The organism is Stenotrophomonas sp. STEN023 (genome assembly GCF_056760135.1).
Window position 1 is genome coordinate 1 of record NZ_JBRREF010000032.1, and the last position, 15426, is coordinate 15426.

At 63.9% G+C, this 15426-nt stretch carries 12 protein-coding genes; all 12 read right to left on the bottom strand.

Going from position 1 to position 15426, the window contains the following annotated elements; genetic code table 11:
- Positions 1-151: 151 nt before the first annotated feature.
- Positions 152-2581, bottom strand: coding sequence for an outer membrane protein assembly factor BamA (bamA, locus tag ACVOLV_RS10920; protein ID WP_481554421.1), 2430 nt, complete (start codon positions 2579-2581; stop codon positions 152-154).
- Positions 2582-2652: 71 nt separating this feature from the next.
- The gene (rseP, locus tag ACVOLV_RS10925) at positions 2653-4011 is read right to left on the bottom strand and encodes an RIP metalloprotease RseP (RefSeq protein WP_481554422.1); all 1359 of its coding nucleotides are present in this window, start codon (positions 4009-4011) and stop codon (positions 2653-2655) included.
- A gap of 26 nt (positions 4012-4037) precedes the next feature.
- Positions 4038-5231, bottom strand: a complete 1194-nt coding sequence (locus ACVOLV_RS10930; RefSeq protein ID WP_481554423.1) for a 1-deoxy-D-xylulose-5-phosphate reductoisomerase — start codon at positions 5229-5231, stop codon at positions 4038-4040.
- A 2-nt stretch (positions 5232-5233) separates the two neighbouring features.
- Positions 5234-6052 carry a phosphatidate cytidylyltransferase gene (locus ACVOLV_RS10935; RefSeq protein WP_481554424.1) on the bottom strand — a complete coding sequence of 273 codons (819 nt, stop codon included), beginning with the start codon at positions 6050-6052 and terminating at the stop codon, positions 5234-5236.
- Positions 6049-6822, bottom strand: a complete 774-nt coding sequence (uppS, locus tag ACVOLV_RS10940) for a polyprenyl diphosphate synthase (RefSeq protein WP_481554425.1) — start codon at positions 6820-6822, stop codon at positions 6049-6051. The genes ACVOLV_RS10935 and uppS overlap by 4 nt, the downstream gene beginning before the upstream one ends.
- 3 nt (positions 6823-6825) lie before the next feature.
- Complete coding sequence (gene frr / locus ACVOLV_RS10945; RefSeq protein ID WP_481507893.1) at positions 6826-7383, bottom strand: ribosome recycling factor; 558 nt, start codon at positions 7381-7383, stop codon at positions 6826-6828.
- A gap of 75 nt (positions 7384-7458) precedes the next feature.
- Positions 7459-8187 (bottom strand): UMP kinase, encoded by a 729-nt coding sequence (gene pyrH, locus ACVOLV_RS10950; RefSeq protein ID WP_481507894.1) that lies wholly within the window; start codon positions 8185-8187, stop codon positions 7459-7461.
- 110 nt (positions 8188-8297) lie between these two features.
- Entirely contained in the window at positions 8298-9803 is a 1506-nt protein-coding gene (locus ACVOLV_RS10955; protein WP_481554426.1) for an HDOD domain-containing protein, read from the bottom strand.
- Positions 9804-9962: 159 nt separating this feature from the next.
- Complete coding sequence (gene tsf, locus ACVOLV_RS10960; RefSeq protein WP_481554427.1) at positions 9963-10841, bottom strand: translation elongation factor Ts; 879 nt, start codon at positions 10839-10841, stop codon at positions 9963-9965.
- A 132-nt stretch (positions 10842-10973) separates the two neighbouring features.
- Positions 10974-11783: a 30S ribosomal protein S2 gene (gene rpsB, locus ACVOLV_RS10965; RefSeq protein ID WP_481554428.1), complete on the bottom strand. Its 810-nt coding sequence runs from the start codon at positions 11781-11783 to the stop codon at positions 10974-10976.
- A gap of 303 nt (positions 11784-12086) precedes the next feature.
- Positions 12087-13094, bottom strand: coding sequence for a Csu type fimbrial protein (locus ACVOLV_RS10970; protein WP_481554429.1), 1008 nt, complete (start codon positions 13092-13094; stop codon positions 12087-12089).
- Positions 13091-15421: a fimbria/pilus outer membrane usher protein gene (locus tag ACVOLV_RS10975; RefSeq protein ID WP_481554430.1), complete on the bottom strand. Its 2331-nt coding sequence runs from the start codon at positions 15419-15421 to the stop codon at positions 13091-13093. Before ACVOLV_RS10975 ends, ACVOLV_RS10970 begins: the two co-directional genes overlap by 4 nt.
- Between the last annotated feature and the right edge of the window lie 5 nt (positions 15422-15426).

The window sequence follows — 15426 nt, forward strand, 5'->3', positions numbered from 1 at the left end:
TTGTGGGGTATAGGCGGGGGCCCCCCCCCTTTCTACCGGGGGGCGCCCCCCGGGGGGGGGGAATGGGGGCACCCGGCGCGCGCCCCACTGCCTTGCGTGGGCAATCACTGGGGGTACCCGGGGCTTCACCCCGGGTCAGCGGGTCAGTTCGTCAGAACTGACCACCAAAGGTGAACTGCAGACGCTCAATCTCGTCGCCTTCTTCCTTCTTCAGCGGGATGGCGTAGCTGATCGAGATCGGGCCGACCGGAGCGCGCCACAGCAGGGCCACGCCGGCCGACGCACGCAGCTCATTGGCCTTGAAGTTGCTGGTGCCGTTGAACACGTTGCCGAAGTCGACGAAGGCCGAAACGCGCGCGGACGGGCTGTCGAACAGCTTCGGGAAGTAGGCTTCGATCGAGCCGACGGTCTTCACCGAGCCACCCAGCGGCTGGCCGTTGTAATAGCCGCCGATGGCTTCCGAGCGCGGGCCCAGGGTGTTGTCTTCGAAGCCACGTACCGAGTTGGTGCCGCCGGCGTAGAAGTTCTCGAAGAACGGCAGGCCGGTGGCACGGAGCTCGCGACGATTGGCGGTCGGATTGGTTGCGCAGTCGACAACCTGGGTGCCTGCCGAGGTGGTGCTGGTAGCGGGGATATCAATCCAGCATGCCTCGCCGATCTTGTCCTTGCCGTACGAATCGCCGTAGCCCAGCTCAAGACGGGTGTTGATCACCAGCGACGGGATGATCGGCCAGTACTTGGAGAACTGATAGCTCAGCTTGTAGTACTCAACCGTTGAGCCCGGCAACGTGGTTTCAAGGCCGAGGCGCTGGTAGGTACCACGGGTCGGCATGAAGTAGTCGTTGCGGGTGTCGCGTGCCCAGCCCAGCTCCGAACGCCAGGAGTGGAAGGTACGGGCTCCGACAGCATTGATGTAATCAATGATCGATTGCGGGGTGTAGCCCTGGTACGTGGTGATCTGGTTGCTGTCGATGCCGAACATCAGCGAGAACGCATCGTTCTCGGTGATCGGAATGCCGAACACCACCTGCGCAGAACCGTTGGTGCTGTTGTACTGGGCGGTGTTGAAGTCGGAGTAATCCAGCTCGCGCCAGGACAGGTTATAGCCCAGCGAGACGCCGTCATCGGTGAAGTAGGGGTTGGTGTAGCTGAAGCCATAGCGCTGCAGGTAGCTGCTGCGCGAGGCTTCGACCGACACGCGGTTACCGCCGCCGAGGAAGTTGTTCTGCGACAGCTGCACCGAGGTGGTCATGCCGTAGGACTGCGAATAGCCCAGGCCGAACACGAAGCTGCCGGAGGTGGTTTCCTTGACGTTGTAGACCACGTCGACCTGGTCATTGCTGCCGGTCACCGGCTGGGTCTCGACGTCAACCGACTCGAAATAGCCCAGGCGCTGCAGGCGGATCTTGGAACGGTCGATCGCCGCCTGCGAGTACCAGCTGTTCTCGAACTGGCGCATTTCACGGCGCAAGACCTCATCGCTGGTGCGCGAGTTGCCCTTGAACACGATGCGGCGCACGGCCACGCGCGGGCCCGGTACCACCTGCATGTTCACTGCCACGGTACGGTCGGCGCGGTTGCTGGTCGGGATCGGGTTGACCTTGGCGAAGGCATAGCCAACGTTGGACAGGCTGTTGGTGATGCCGTCCGCGCTGAACTCCAGCAGGGCGCGCGAGAAGGTATCGCCGCTCTTCTGGATGACCATCTTCTCGACGTCTTCCTGCGGCAGGATGGTGTCGCCGGTGACCTTGATCTCGGAAATCTTGTACTGCTCACCCTCGGTCACGCCGGCGGTGATGAACATGTCGCGCTTGTCCGGGCTGATCGAGACCTGGGTGGAGTCGATGCTGAAGTCGACATAGCCACGGTCCAGGTACCAGGAGTTGAGCTTTTCCAGGTCGCCGGACAGCTTTTCCTTGGAGTACTGGTCATCGCGGCGGTACCACGAGGCCCAGTTGTGCTCCTTGGACTCCCAGATGTCCATGATGTCTTCGGCCGGGAACTTCTCGGTACCGATCAGGTTGACGTGGCGGATCTTGGCCGCCTTGCCTTCCTTGACGGCAATGGCAACGTCGACGCGGTTACGGTCCAGCGGGCTCACCGTCGGGGTGATCTCCACGTTGTACTTGCCGCGGTCGTTGTACTGGCGGCGCAGCTCCTGGGTCACGCGGTCCAGGCTCAGGCGGTCAAAGGTGCCGCCTTCGCTGAGGCCGATGTCGGCCAGGCCCTTGAGCAGCTGCTCGCTCTTGATGTCCTTGTTGCCGGTGACGGTCAACTTGTTGATCGCCGGGCGCTCCTTGACGGTGACGACCAGGATGTCGCCCTGGCGGTCCAGCTGCACGTCTTCGAAGAAGCCGGTCTTGTACAGGGCGCGGATGGTGTCGCCGATCTTGGCGTCGTCCACCGTGTCGCCGCGTTCCACCGGCAGGTAGGTGAACACGGTGCCGGAGGAAATGCGCTGCAGGCCGTCCACGCGGATGTCGCTGGCGGTAAAGGGCTCGGCCGCCTGTGCAAGGACAGGCAGGGCCAGACCGGCAGCAAGTGCGAGGGCCAGCAAGCGGCGATTGGGAAGTCGCGTCATATCACGTCCGGTTGGAGTCGATTTCGATAATGCGTGAGTGCCGGCGTAAGACGACGACAACGGGAAAAAGTTCATCGCGGGACCAGGCTGAGGATGTCGTTGTAGAACGCCAACCCCATCAACCCCGCCAATAGCGCCAGACCGATGTATTGGCCGGCGGCCATGGCGCGCTCGCTAAGCGGGCTGCCCTTGACCAACTCAATAAGGTAATACAGCAGGTGGCCGCCGTCCAAGACGGGAATCGGCAACAGGTTGATGATGCACAGGCTCAGCGACAGCAAAGCCAGGAAATACAGGAACCAATCCAGCCCGCGTTCAGCCGAGGCATTGGCCACGCGGGCGATGGTGATCGGTCCGGAAATGTTCTTTACCGAGGCGTGGCCGGTGAGCATGCGGCGCATCATACCCAGCGAATCTGATGCCAATTTGCCAGTTTCGCGCACGGCGGCGGGGAAGGCGGCAAGTACGCCGTACTGCTGGCGGGCGTCGTAGGCCGGCATCTGGCCGGTGGCGAATTCCAGGCCGATACGCCAGATCGGTTTACCGTCCGGGGCCTTGCCAGGCTGTGGTGTGATCTCCAGCGCCAGCCGTTCACCGGCACGCTCGACCTCGATCATGCCCGGCCCGCCTCGCTGGCCCAATTGCTGGATCAGGGGCAGTACCAGTCCTGCATCGTCCACGCGCTGGCCGTCCACGGCCAGGATCAGGTCGTTGGGCTGGATCAGGTTGGCTGCGGCTGAATCGGCCGCGACCTTGGTCACCCGAGCCGGCTGCAGCGAGAACTGCCAGGCAAACCCCGCCAGTATCGGTACCTGGCGCTCATCGAAGCCAGCCGGCAGCTGCGACAGCGGCAGCACCCGGGTGCGCTCGTTGTCGAGGTTGTCGCGGACGCGCACGTGGGCATCCTGGCGGTCCATGGCAGCGGTGGTGAGGGCCATGCTGGCCTCGGCCCAGGTGTCGACAGTGCGGTCTTCGACGGCGAGGATGCGGTCACCGGCGACGAAGCCTGACTGGGCCGCCATGCCGGTGGTGCGGCCGATGGTGGCCGAATAGTCCTGGCGGCCGATCACGAACATCGCCCACAGCAGGGCAATGCACAGGATCAGATTGGCGGCAGGGCCGGCGGCGACAATGGCGATGCGCTGCCAGACGGTCTTGTTGTTGAAGGCGACGGCGCGTTCACCCGCCGGCACCTCGACCTCGCGCTCGTCGAGCATCTTCACGTAGCCACCCAGCGGGATGGCGGCGATGGCGAACTCGGTGCCGTTGCGGTTGCGACGGCTCCACAGTGGCTTGCCGAAGCCCACCGAGAAGCGCAGCACCTTTACCCCGCAGCGGCGGGCAACCCAGTAATGGCCGAACTCATGAAACGTCACCAGCACGCCCAGGCTGACGATCATCCACCACACGGACCCCAGGAAATCAGCCATGGGCGCAGCTCGGTTGTAGGGTGGAATCAGACATTCGGCAGGCGGGCAATGGCGGTTTCGGTGATATGGCGGGCCTGGGTATCGGCTGCCAACAGGACGTCCAGTGTATCGGCCGCCACGTAGGGCAGGGTAGATAGCGTGTGTTCCACCAGTGCCGGGATCGACAGGAAGCCTATGCGCCCCTGAAGAAACGCTGAAACGGCGACTTCGTTGGCGGCGTTCAGGATCGCCGGGGCGCTGCCACCGGCCTCCATCGCCTGCCAGGCCAGCCGCAGGCAGGGGAAGGCGTCCATGTCAGGCGCCTCGAAATCCAGCCGGCCCTGGCTCAGCAGGTCCAGCCCGCCAACGCCGGACTCGATCCGTTGCGGCCAGCCGAGGCCGACCGCCAGGGTGGTACGCATGTCCGGCAGGCCAAGCTGGGCCAAGGTCGAGCCGTCGATGAATTCGACCAACGAATGCACCAGGCTCTGCGGGTGTACCAGTACGTCGATGCGCGAGCCGGGCACGTTGAACAGATGATGGGCCTCGATGACTTCGAGCCCTTTATTCATCAACGTCGCCGAATCGACCGAGATCTTCGGTCCCATTGACCACTTCGGGTGGGCAACGGCCTGGGCCACGGTCACTGTTTCCAGCTCGGCGCGGGTGCGGCCCCGGAACGGGCCGCCGGAGGCGGTCAGGATGATCCGGCGCACCCCGGCTTCCAGTCGCGCGTCACGTGAGCGCAGGCATTGGAAGATGGCGTTGTGTTCGCTGTCGATCGGGATGATCTCGGCGCCGGCGTTGGCGGCCTCGCGGGTCAGCAGCTCGCCGGCCAGGACCAGTGATTCCTTGTTGGCCAGCAACAGGCGCTTGCCGACACGGGCGGCGGCCAGCGTCGAGGACAGGCCGGCGGCGCCGACAATGGCCGCGACGACGGTGTCGCAGCAGTCGCTGGCGGCCAATGCGTCGATGGCGTCATGGCCGGCGTGTGCTTCGGTCGCCAGCCCGGCGTGCTTGAGGCCGTCACGCAGGCGCGTGAACAGGGCCGGGTCGGCAATGGCAGCGTGGTCCGGGCGATGCTGCTGGCACAGCGCGATCAGGCCATCCACATTGCTGCCAGCGGCCAGCACGCTGGCGCGCATCTGCTGCGGATGGCGGGCGATCACATCCAGCGCAGAGGTGCCGATGGAGCCGGTGGCGCCAAGAATGGCGACCTGACGTAAGGAGGAGGTGGGCATGCTTAGAAGCCGAAGATTTCCTTGCCCAGCGCAAATACCGGCAGGGCAGCGAGCACGCCGTCGATGCGGTCCAGCACGCCGCCGTGGCCGGGGATGATGTGCCCGGAATCCTTGGCGCCGGCGTGGCGCTTGAGCAGGCTCTCGAACAGGTCGCCCAGTACCGAGGCCAGCACCGCCACGGCAGTGACCAGCATCAACCAGCCAAATTGCGACATCTGCACGCCGGCAAACCAGCCAAACACGCCAGCGGTGACCAGACCGGCAACCAGGCCGCCAAGCAGGCCCTCAATGGTCTTGTTTGGGCTGATGCGCGGTGCCAGCTTGTGTTTGCCGAAGGCGCGACCGGCAAAGTAAGCGCCGGAATCGGCTGCCCAGACCAAGGTCAGTGCGGTCAGCAGCCACAGGTGGCCGTTGGGTCCGGCATGAATCAGTACCAATGCGGCCCAGGCCGGGATGATTGCCAGGCTGCTGGCGGCGAGCTTGAGCATGCGCGCGCTGCTTTCTTCATGCGCGCCAAAGTCGAAGAACCGCAGCCACAGCAGCGCCAACAGCCAGAAGCCGACGCCAACCAGTGCGGCTAGCTGGAACAGCACCATGCTGCCGTCCGAGGCCCACACCAGCAGCACCATCAGCAGCAGGTTCAGCACCACCAGGATGGTGCGCGGCAGGCCAACCACGCCGGTGAGCTTGAGCCATTCCCACAGGCCGATCAGGAACACCAGTGCTGCAGCGGCGGCGAGCCACTGCGAGGGCAGGAACAGGATCGCGCAGATCGCCACCGGGGCCATGATCAGCGCTGCAATCACACGGGTCTTGGTCATGGATGGGCGCTCTTTGCCGTGTTGGCGGCAATCTGGGCGCTGGTCAGACCAAAGCGGCGCTCGCGCCCTGCATAGTCGTCCAGTGCCTGTTGAAGGACGGCCGCGTCGATATCCGGCCACAGCACGTCAGTGAACCACAGCTCGCTGTAGGCCAGCTGCCACAACAGGAAATTGCTGATACGGGTATCGCCGCCGGTGCGGATGAACAGGTCCGGTGGCGGCATGTCGGCCAAGGCGACGTGCTGGCCCAGGGCCTGCTCGTCGATCTGCTCGGGCAACAAGGTGCCGGCGGCAACCTGTTCGGCCAGATGGCGTGCGGCCTGTGCGATGTCCTGGCGGCCGCCGTAGCTGGCGGCGATGCTCAGGGTCATCGCGGTATTGCCGTGGGTACGCAGCTCGGCCTTGTCCATGCGCTGGACGATGCCAGCGGCAAAGCGGCTGCGGTCGCCGATGAAGCGCACGCGCACGCCGCGGCGGTGGAGCTCGTCCACCTCGCGGTCCAGTGCGCCGAGGAACAGCTTCATCAGCGAATCGACTTCCTCCTGCGGGCGGCCCCAGTTTTCACTGGAGAACGCAAACAGGGTCAGTGCGCCGACGCCGCGTTCAAGGCAGAAGTCGATGGTGCGATTGACTGCGCGCGCGCCGGCGCGATGGCCGATCATGCGCGGTCGCCGACGCTGCTGCGCCCAGCGCCCATTGCCATCCATGATGATGGCAATGTGGCCGGGCACGGCAACGGCGGCAGTGTCGCTATGCGGGACGGAGGACACGCCTCAGACCGCCATCAGTTCCTGTTCTTTGAGCTTGACCACTTCGTCGACGTCCTTGATCGCCTTGTCGGTCAGCTTCTGGATGTCTTCCTGGCTGCGGCGGTCGTCATCCTCGGTGATCGCCTTGTCCTTGAGTAGCTTGGCTACTTCCTGGTTGGCATCACGGCGGATGTTGCGGATGGCGATCTTGGTTTCTTCGCCTTCCTTGCTTACCGACTTGGCCAGTTCCTTGCGGCGCTCTTCGGTGAGCGGCGGCAGGTTCAGGCGGATCACGGTGCCCATGGTGGTGGGGGTGATGCCGATGTCGGAGGCGTAAATGGCCTTTTCCACTTCCTTGATCATGTTCTTGTCGAACAGGGTGATCACCAGCGAGCGTCCTTCGGACACGCTGATGCTGGCCACCTGATTCAGGGGGGTGTCGGTGCCGTAGGCCTTGACCTTGATGCCGTCCAGCAGGGCCGGTGAAGCGCGGCCGGTGCGGATGGTGGTAAGGGTATGGCGCAGAGCATCGATGCTCTTGGTCATGCGCGCCTGCGCATCTTGCTTGATATCGTTGATCATCGGCCGAATCCTGGATGTTTCTAGAACCGGCCGATTATAGGCGATTACCCCTGCCCACCGTGCCGGAAGCGGGGTTTAGTGTGCGTCGCGGCCGTGGACCAGGGTGCCGATGTGTTCGCCGTGCAGGATTTTCAGCAGTTCGCCGGGCTGGCTCATGTCGAAAACGCGCAGTGGCAGGTCGCTGTCACGGGCCAGTGCGAAGGCGGCCGTGTCCATGACTTCCAGGCCCTGGCTGATGACCTGGTCGTAGCTCAGGCTCTCGTAACGGACCGCGTCGGCGTGCTTGTTCGGGTCCTTGTCGTAGACGCCGTCGACCTTGGTGGCCTTGAGCAGCAGGTCGGCGCCGATCTCGATCGCGCGCAGCGCAGCGCCCGAATCGGTGGTGAAGAACGGGTTGCCGGTGCCGGCGGCGAAGATCACCAGGCGGCCTTTTTCAAGGTGGCGGATGGCGCGGCGGCGGATGTAGTCCTCGCACACGTCATTGATCTTGATCGCGCTCATCACCCGGGCCTTGCCGCCGGCTTTTTCAAGCGCGTCCTGCATGGCGAGGGCGTTGATGACCGTGGCCAGCATGCCCATGTGGTCGCCGGTGACGCGGTCCATGCCGCCTGCGGCCAGGCCTGCGCCGCGGAAGATGTTGCCGCCGCCAACCACCAGTGCGATCTCGACGCCGGCGTTCTGGGCCTCGATGACTTCATGGGCCAGGCGGTTGATGACCTTGGGGTCGATGCCGTAGTCCTCGTCCCCCATCAGCGCCTCCCCGGAAAGTTTCAACAGGATGCGACGGTAGGCGAGCTTGGACATGGTGACCTCAGATGGCTGGAAAACGCGGGGGATTCTAACGGATGCCGCAGTTTCAGGTGACATCTATTGTTGCAGCGCAGCGACAAAAAGCCGGTCAATCGCAATCTGGTTCAGCAGGCGGTGGGGTGAGGGTCCGGTGCGCGGGCAATTACCCGGTTGCGGCCGAGGTTCTTGGAGCGGTACAGCACGTCATCGGCGGCCTTGAGCAGGTCGCGCATGTCCGTGAAACGCTCGTAGGCGCCATGGGTGGCCACGCCGGCCGAGAAGGTCACGTGCAGCGGCATGTCGGCAACAGTGACGATCGGGGACTGGGTGATGGCGACGAGCACGCGGCGGATCACGTCCAGCGCAGTCTGCTCGTTGGTACCGGGGAACAGCACCACGAACTCCTCGCCACCGAAGCGCGCCACGGTGTCGCTGCCGCGCAGTTGGCCCTGCAATTGGCTGGCGAACGCCTGCAATACCTGGTCGCCGACCAGGTGGCCATGCTGGTCGTTGATCTTCTTGAAATCGTCCAGGTCGATGAAGGCCACTGACAGGGGGCGATCGGCGCGGCCAGCGCGGTCGAATTCCTGTGCCAGCACGACTTCCAGCTGGCGCCGGTTCAACAGCCCGGTGAGTGCGTCCAAGTGTGCCTGTTCGGTCAGGCGGCGTGCCTGCTGTTCGAAATCATCGGCGCGGCGCTTGGCAGCACTGGCGTCCTGCAGCTCGCGCAGGTTGCGCAGGGCCATCAACTCAGCGGCGTGATCGAGCAGGTAGGTGATGCGGGCGGGCGAGGGTACCGGCACGTCGAACAGCGCACTGATTTCCGGCAGCATCTGGCTGACCTGTTGCAGCACCAGCTCGAACTGACTGCTGTCCATTTCCAGCTGCGCATGTACCAGGCGCAGGGCGCGGTCACGGGCTTGGTCGGTATCCTTGCTCAGCCAGATTTCGGCAATGCTGCCTGACAGCGCAACGCAGCGGCCGAACAGGTCGGTCGGTTCGGCCGGGGCTTCGCTGTGCTTGATTGCATCGACCAGATAGGGCGGAAGGCCCCATTGCTCGCACAGCTGTGCGCCGATATCGGCATGGCTGCAGTCGAGGATGGTGCGTTCGTGGGCCAGCAGTTCTTCATTGTTGGCAGCGCCGGCAAGCAGCGCCGGATAGCTGTCGCTACGCAGCTGCAACAGGGCAAGAATGCCGATGTCCTGCAGCAGGCCGGCAAGCATCAGTTCTTCCACGCGGCGCACGTTGCGGGCCAAGCCGAGGTAGCGGGCAGCCAGCGCGCTGAGGATGCTGCGGCGCCAGACGGCCTGCAACAGGTGGGCGTGGTCTTCGTCTTCGCGCAATGCGCGCGACAGGCTGAAGCCCAGTGCGAGCTGAAGGGTGGCGTTGAGGCCAAGCATGGTCAATGCCTGGCCAAGGTTTTCAATGCGGCGGCGGCTGGCGTACAGCGGTGAATTGGCGATGCGCATCATGCGTGCGCTCAAGCCCATATCCAGTGCTATGACGTCGGCGGCGCTGGCGATGTCGGTTTCCGGATCCTGCGCAAGCTCGATCAAACGGACAGCGATGGCCGGTGGCGAGGGCAGGTTGCGGCAGAGGGACAGGGCTGCGGTGAGCTCGGGGGACATGTCAAAAAAGCAGTCGGCAGTGGGCCAAGCATACAGGATGCCTTAAGCAAAGACGGCGATTGCAGTCCAGTGCCTGGAGTGTGCCGGTGCGGGCGGCTTGAGGCAAAGAAAAAGCCGCGGATGTCCGCGGCTTTCTCAGGTGTTGCTGGTAGCGGGTGCTTAGACCTGCATCGCCTTGGCAACTTCGGCGGCGTAGTCTTCCACCACCTTCTCGATGCCTTCGCCGACAGCCAGGCGCTGGAAGCCGACAACGTCGCCGCCAGCTGCCTTGACGGCCTGCTCAACGGTCTTGTCGCCGTCCAGAACGTAGTTCTGGCCGTACAGGGTGACTTCGCTGATGATCTTGTTGATCTTGCCGCTGATGATCTTCTCGAGGATGTCGGCCGGCTTGGCCTTGTCCTTGTCGGTCATCTTGGCCAGCTCGATTTCCTTTTCCTTCGCAACGAAGTCAGCCGGAACATCGGCAGCCTTGTTGTGCGGCGGGTTCATCGCGGCCACGTGCATTGCCAGGCCCGAAGCCAGCTCGGCGTTGCCGCCAGCCAGTTCGACCAGCACGCCGATCTTGCCGTTGCTGTGCACGTAGGTGCCAACGGTGTTGTCGCCGTCGATCTTGACCAGGCGGCGGATCTGGATGTTTTCACCCAGCTTCTGGATCGCGGTGGCGCGGGTTTCTTCGACGGTTTCGCCGGTGGCCAGCTTTACCGACTTCAGGGCTTCAACGTCGGCGGCGCCGGAAGCCAGGGCGGCTGCGGCAACGGCGTCGACGAACGCCTTGAAGTTGACGTCGTTGGCAACGAAGTCGGTTTCCGAGTTCACTTCGACCAGCACAGCCTTGCCGCCGTTGCTGGCGACGCCAACGCGGCCTTCAGCGGTGACGCGGTCGGACTTCTTGTCGGCCTTGGCAGCGCCGGACTTGCGCAGGGCTTCAGCCGCTGCGTCGATGTCGCCATTGGTCTCGGACAGAGCGCGCTTGCACTCCATCATGCCGGCGCCGGTGCGCTCGCGCAGTTCCTTGACCAGGGAAGCAGTGATTTCCATGGAATTACCTCATCAATAGAAAGGGGTAGGCCGGCCATGATGGCCGGCCGTTGTTACGCAGCCCTGTCAGCGATCAGCGCCTTCGGCGCCAGCGCAGGGGAGCGGGTGCAGGGGCTGCACCCGCCAGGGGGATCAGGCCGAAGCCTCGTCGCCCTTCTTGGCCGGAGCCTTCTTGGCCGGAGCGCGGCGAGCCGGCTTGGCTTCTTCGCCAGCAGCGGCTTCGCTGAACTCTTCTTCGCGCACGGTGGCGGCGTTCGGAGCAGCAGCCTTGCCTTCCAGCACGGCGTCAGCAGCGGCGCGAGCGTACAGCTGCACGGCACGGATGGCGTCGTCGTTACCCGGGATGGCGTAATCGACCAGTTCCGGGTTGTAGTTGGTGTCAACTACGGCGATCACCGGGATGCCGAGCTTCTTGGCTTCCTTGATGGCGATGTCTTCGTGACCGATGTCGATGACGAAGATGGCGTCGGGCAGACGGTTCATTTCCTTGATGCCGCCCAGCGAGGCTTCCAGCTTGTCGCGCTCACGGCGCAGGCCCAGCACTTCGTGCTTGACCAGCTTGTCGAAGCTGCCGTCGGTTTCACCGGATTCCAGTTCCTTCAGGCGGGCAACCGACTTCTTCACGGTAGCGAAGTTGGTCAGGGTGCCGCCCAGCCAGCGCTGGTTCATGAACGGCATGCCGCAACGCTCGGCTTCTTCCTTGATGGCGTCGCGCGCGCTGCGCTTGGTGCCCAGGAACAGGATGGTGCCGCGCTTCTGGGCAACCGAGGAGATGAAGTTCATCGCATCGTTGAACAGCGGGACGGTCTTTTCCAGGTTGATGATGTGGATCTTGCCGCGGGCGCCAAAGATGTACTGGCCCATCTTCGGGTTCCAGTAACGGGTCTGGTGGCCGAAGTGGACGCCGGCTTCCAACATCTGACGCATGGTGATCTGGGGCATTGCAAAACTCCTGATGGTGGAACTGACACCGCGCGCGACCGGTTTGTTGGAGTCGTGCTGCGATGCGCGGCTTCATATATGGAGCGCGCAAACAGTTCCGGGGTTGGGCTTCCCTGATGCCTCCGTGGCCGAACCCTGAAGGACAGGGCACCCCGGCACGGATGGGGGCAACAGGTGAGGATTCACCGGTTGACGCCCGGTGTCAGCGCGCTTCAAAGGGCAGGAGCCCGAAAAAGCCGGCGAAGTATAGCCCCTGGCTGGACTGGACGCAATTTACCGGGCCGGTAGCTGATTCTGGCTGGCTTAATAGGTAAGCGTCACCGTGATTGTGTCGCTGTAAGTGCCTGGAATGGGTGCCGCCTGTGGGAACACCCGGCCGTAGACGGGGAACGAGACATCGGCATTTTCGCCGACATCACTGGCACCGGTGGCCTTGGAGTCGCCCCAGGGGATGAGCAGCGCTGGGTCCAGGTAAAGCTCATAGGGCAGGAAATTGCCGTTGGATGCCATCCGGCGTTGCCCGTTGGCGGGGTTGCTGCCGTTGCTCAGGGTCATCGTCCATGCGGTACCGATGGCACAACGCATGCGGATCAATGATGTCTGGTCGCGCGGGGTATCAAGGCGCGTGGCGCTGCCGAAGTCCAGATCGTTGGCGATGCTGATCAGGCATGCGTTGGCTACTTGTGCGCTGACAGTGCCGAAAAAGAACTGGGATTGGCCAGCCCCTCCCAGCAATGGAAAGGTGCCATCGCGGCAGTTCGCTGCGGTGGGCGGTGCCAGCAGTGGCGGGCCATAGCTGTATCGCAGGACGGAAGGTCCTGGATTGCCTTCGTACAGATAGGCTGCTGGCAATACCTGGCCGCCCGGGACGCGGGCATAGATGTTGAATGAGATCTGCTGCGGGCTCAGTGCACCTGCCTGGACTGAGATGGCATAGACGGGCTGGCTGCCACCCAGTGGGCCGAGCAGCTGTGTCTGCGCGGGGTTTGCATAGAGATCGTAGTTCATCATGGCGCCTGCGTCGTTTGTCATGCGGCGTGGTGCCACGCCGCTGGGGATACCCTCGCCAGGGAAAATGCAGGCGGTGATCTGGTTGCCGAACGGTGCCAGGCCTTGGCAAGTCACGATGACGGTGGCCGCTGTATCGGTGGTGGCGGTGCCTTGAATTTCGCCGAAGTCAATATTCGGGCTGCGGGTTACCTGACAGCTTTGTGCCGAAGCAGCAAGCGGGTGCCATGCCAGTGCCGGCAGCAGGATGAGTCTCGTTGTGATGCCCAGGTTTCGCAGTGACGACGTGGCTGTGTGGCTCATGGTTGGCACCGCAGTGTTGTCACCTGGGTCGGGTCGGCGCGTTGTGCCGCGCTTGGCAGGGGAAGCACGCAGTCGTGGCTCTCGTCCAGCGAGATGCGCAGGACTGCACCGGCAGGTGGGTCCTGTAGATACACCTCGCCGCCATGGCCAACGACGGTGGTTGCCACGGTTTGGCCTGCAAGTTCGACGGTGATCGCGCTGCCCATACCCAGCCATTGGCCATCCGCGCCGCGAATCTGCAGAGGCATCGGGTGGCTTGGCTGCAGTTTGAACACCACGCTCGCGCCACTACCGGATATGGGTACCACCTGACGCTGTGGATCATCCAGCAGCATGTCCATTGGCAGGCCAAGGGTGTCGATGCTGATCAGGTTGCGCTGCCAGGCGCGTAGCGGTGTTACCAGCAACTGACCATGCGCATCGGTGCGGCCGATCAAACGGTTCTCCAACCGTACCGGGACCTGTGCCACGCCATTGGTCGATACCAGCGCGAATGCATCGTCAACCCGGCGCAGCGTGTGTATGCCTCGGCCGAACCACACGACGCTGCCATTCGCGTCGGCGTATCCAGCCGTGCCGGCATCGGCGTTGTAGTCCATGCCAACACGCCATTGGCCGGCGCCGCCCAGGTGGCTCAGCTCGGCGTTGGCGCTGCCGCGTGTGCCCACGTCGGCCTGCGCGCGCCAGCCCCAGCCGCCTGTATCTGCAGGCAGGCTGCGATTGGCCTCCAGTGCGAGCACGTTACCGTCGTTGCCGTGGCGCAGCGAACTACTGAGCTTGGTAAGTCGTCCCAATGGCAGGGAGACATACAGGTTGGCGCTGTCCGCCTGGCGGTTGTCCAGGTCGTGCTGGAACTGCATGCTGAGCCAGGTATTGGTGCGCAGGTTGCGTGACCATCCAAGTCCGCTCAGACGGGTACGTGTGCTGCCGGGGTATTCCTGCGACACGTAGCTGAGACTGAACTGGCCGCTGTGGGCGTTGCCCATACCTACAAAGAACTGGTCGGTACGGCGGGGCAACGGCGCATTGGCAAGAAGTGCTGGTGCATCGCGAAAGTTGGCGCTGCGGCGCTGGGTACGCGTCGAGATACTGAAACCGTGTGCGTTCCATTGATAGCCAAGCGCATGTTGGTGTCCAGGCGCGCTGCCAGCGTGACTTCTGCTGAATGAGCCGCTCAGTATCCCGCCGCGCTTCCCAAGCAGGGCCACCGCGCCTATGCCTGCCAGTTGCAGGTCCGTACTGAGCTCGGCATGTGCTTCGACGGTCAGTTGTTGGTGCAGGCCGTGGCGCAGGCTGGCGCTGGCCATCGGCCTGCCGCCGTAGGCGATGGAGCGCAGTCCGTAGTCCTCACGCAACACGCCAATATCCAGCGACCAGTCGCTCAGGCCGGCCTGCAGCAGGGTGGGTGTGCCATACAGCGCGAACTCCAGCATGCGCTGCTGACCATTGATATCGGTCACCAGCAGCTGCGCCTGGCCACTGCCGTTGAGCGAGGGAGCTGTATCCAGCTGGAACCGCCCAGGCTGCACGTTGCGGCTGGCCTGGCGGATACCATTGATGTACAGGTCCACCGTGGACGGCAGTACCGCATCGCCGGTGAACGAAGCCAGCGGCGTGGTGACCCGGTACGGCTGCAGGGAAAAGTTGCGCGATAGATGCACACCCGCGATGCGTGCGGCGCGCGACCATTCGAGTGCGCCGGTTACATTGTCGCCAATGCTCAGGCTGAGCATCGGACCGGGCAGGTCGAGTTGCCAGTGGCTGTCCAGGCGGATGTTCCGGCTTTGCCAGTGGCCGCGGCTGGCATCCAGGCGTGTACTCTGGGTGGTGGACCAGATGCCTGTTCCCACGCCGAACAGGCGCAGCTCGGTGAAGCTGCCGGCGCTGCGGAAGCCGCGTTGCTGTTGTGCATGCAGGTCGTAGTTGAGCAGAAGGCCGGGGCTGCTGTCGCTTGCTGCAAGCGCAACGGGGGCCGTGCCAAGGCTCAGGTGAGTGAGCGGTCGATCCAGTCCAGTCAGCGGCAGCTGCAGTGCGAGGCGCTGGTTGGAGGCGTCGTAGCTGATCTCGATATCCGCCAGTTGCGCCAGATCGACCAATTGCTGGTCGGGTTCGACGTTCGCCGGCAGGTGCAGGCCGAGTTCCCGCAATGTTGCCGCACTGGCAGACAGCTGCTGTCCGATAACGATGAAGCGTGCAAGCTGGGTGCTGCTGCTCTGGTTGATGCTTACTTCCAGATACAGCTCCTGCGGCAGCTGTTTGCCAACACTGGCGGGCAGCCCTTCCGGGTAGGCCGGTGGCGTGGCGGAAACGAGGGGGCTGCTCGCCATGAGCA

Coding starts and splice junctions, on each gene's coding strand:
- bamA (WP_481554421.1), bottom strand. CDS start 2,581: ATGACGCGACTTCCCAATCGCCGCTTGCTGGCCCTCGCACTTGCTGCC.
- rseP (WP_481554422.1), bottom strand. CDS start 4,011: ATGGCTGATTTCCTGGGGTCCGTGTGGTGGATGATCGTCAGCCTGGGC.
- ACVOLV_RS10930 (WP_481554423.1), bottom strand. CDS start 5,231: ATGCCCACCTCCTCCTTACGTCAGGTCGCCATTCTTGGCGCCACCGGC.
- ACVOLV_RS10935 (WP_481554424.1), bottom strand. CDS start 6,052: ATGACCAAGACCCGTGTGATTGCAGCGCTGATCATGGCCCCGGTGGCG.
- frr (WP_481507893.1), bottom strand. CDS start 7,383: ATGATCAACGATATCAAGCAAGATGCGCAGGCGCGCATGACCAAGAGC.
- pyrH (WP_481507894.1), bottom strand. CDS start 8,187: ATGTCCAAGCTCGCCTACCGTCGCATCCTGTTGAAACTTTCCGGGGAG.
- ACVOLV_RS10955 (WP_481554426.1), bottom strand. CDS start 9,803: ATGTCCCCCGAGCTCACCGCAGCCCTGTCCCTCTGCCGCAACCTGCCC.
- tsf (WP_481554427.1), bottom strand. CDS start 10,841: ATGGAAATCACTGCTTCCCTGGTCAAGGAACTGCGCGAGCGCACCGGC.
- rpsB (WP_481554428.1), bottom strand. CDS start 11,783: ATGCCCCAGATCACCATGCGTCAGATGTTGGAAGCCGGCGTCCACTTC.
- ACVOLV_RS10970 (WP_481554429.1), bottom strand. CDS start 13,094: ATGAGCCACACAGCCACGTCGTCACTGCGAAACCTGGGCATCACAACG.
- ACVOLV_RS10975 (WP_481554430.1), bottom strand. CDS start 15,421: ATGGCGAGCAGCCCCCTCGTTTCCGCCACGCCACCGGCCTACCCGGAA.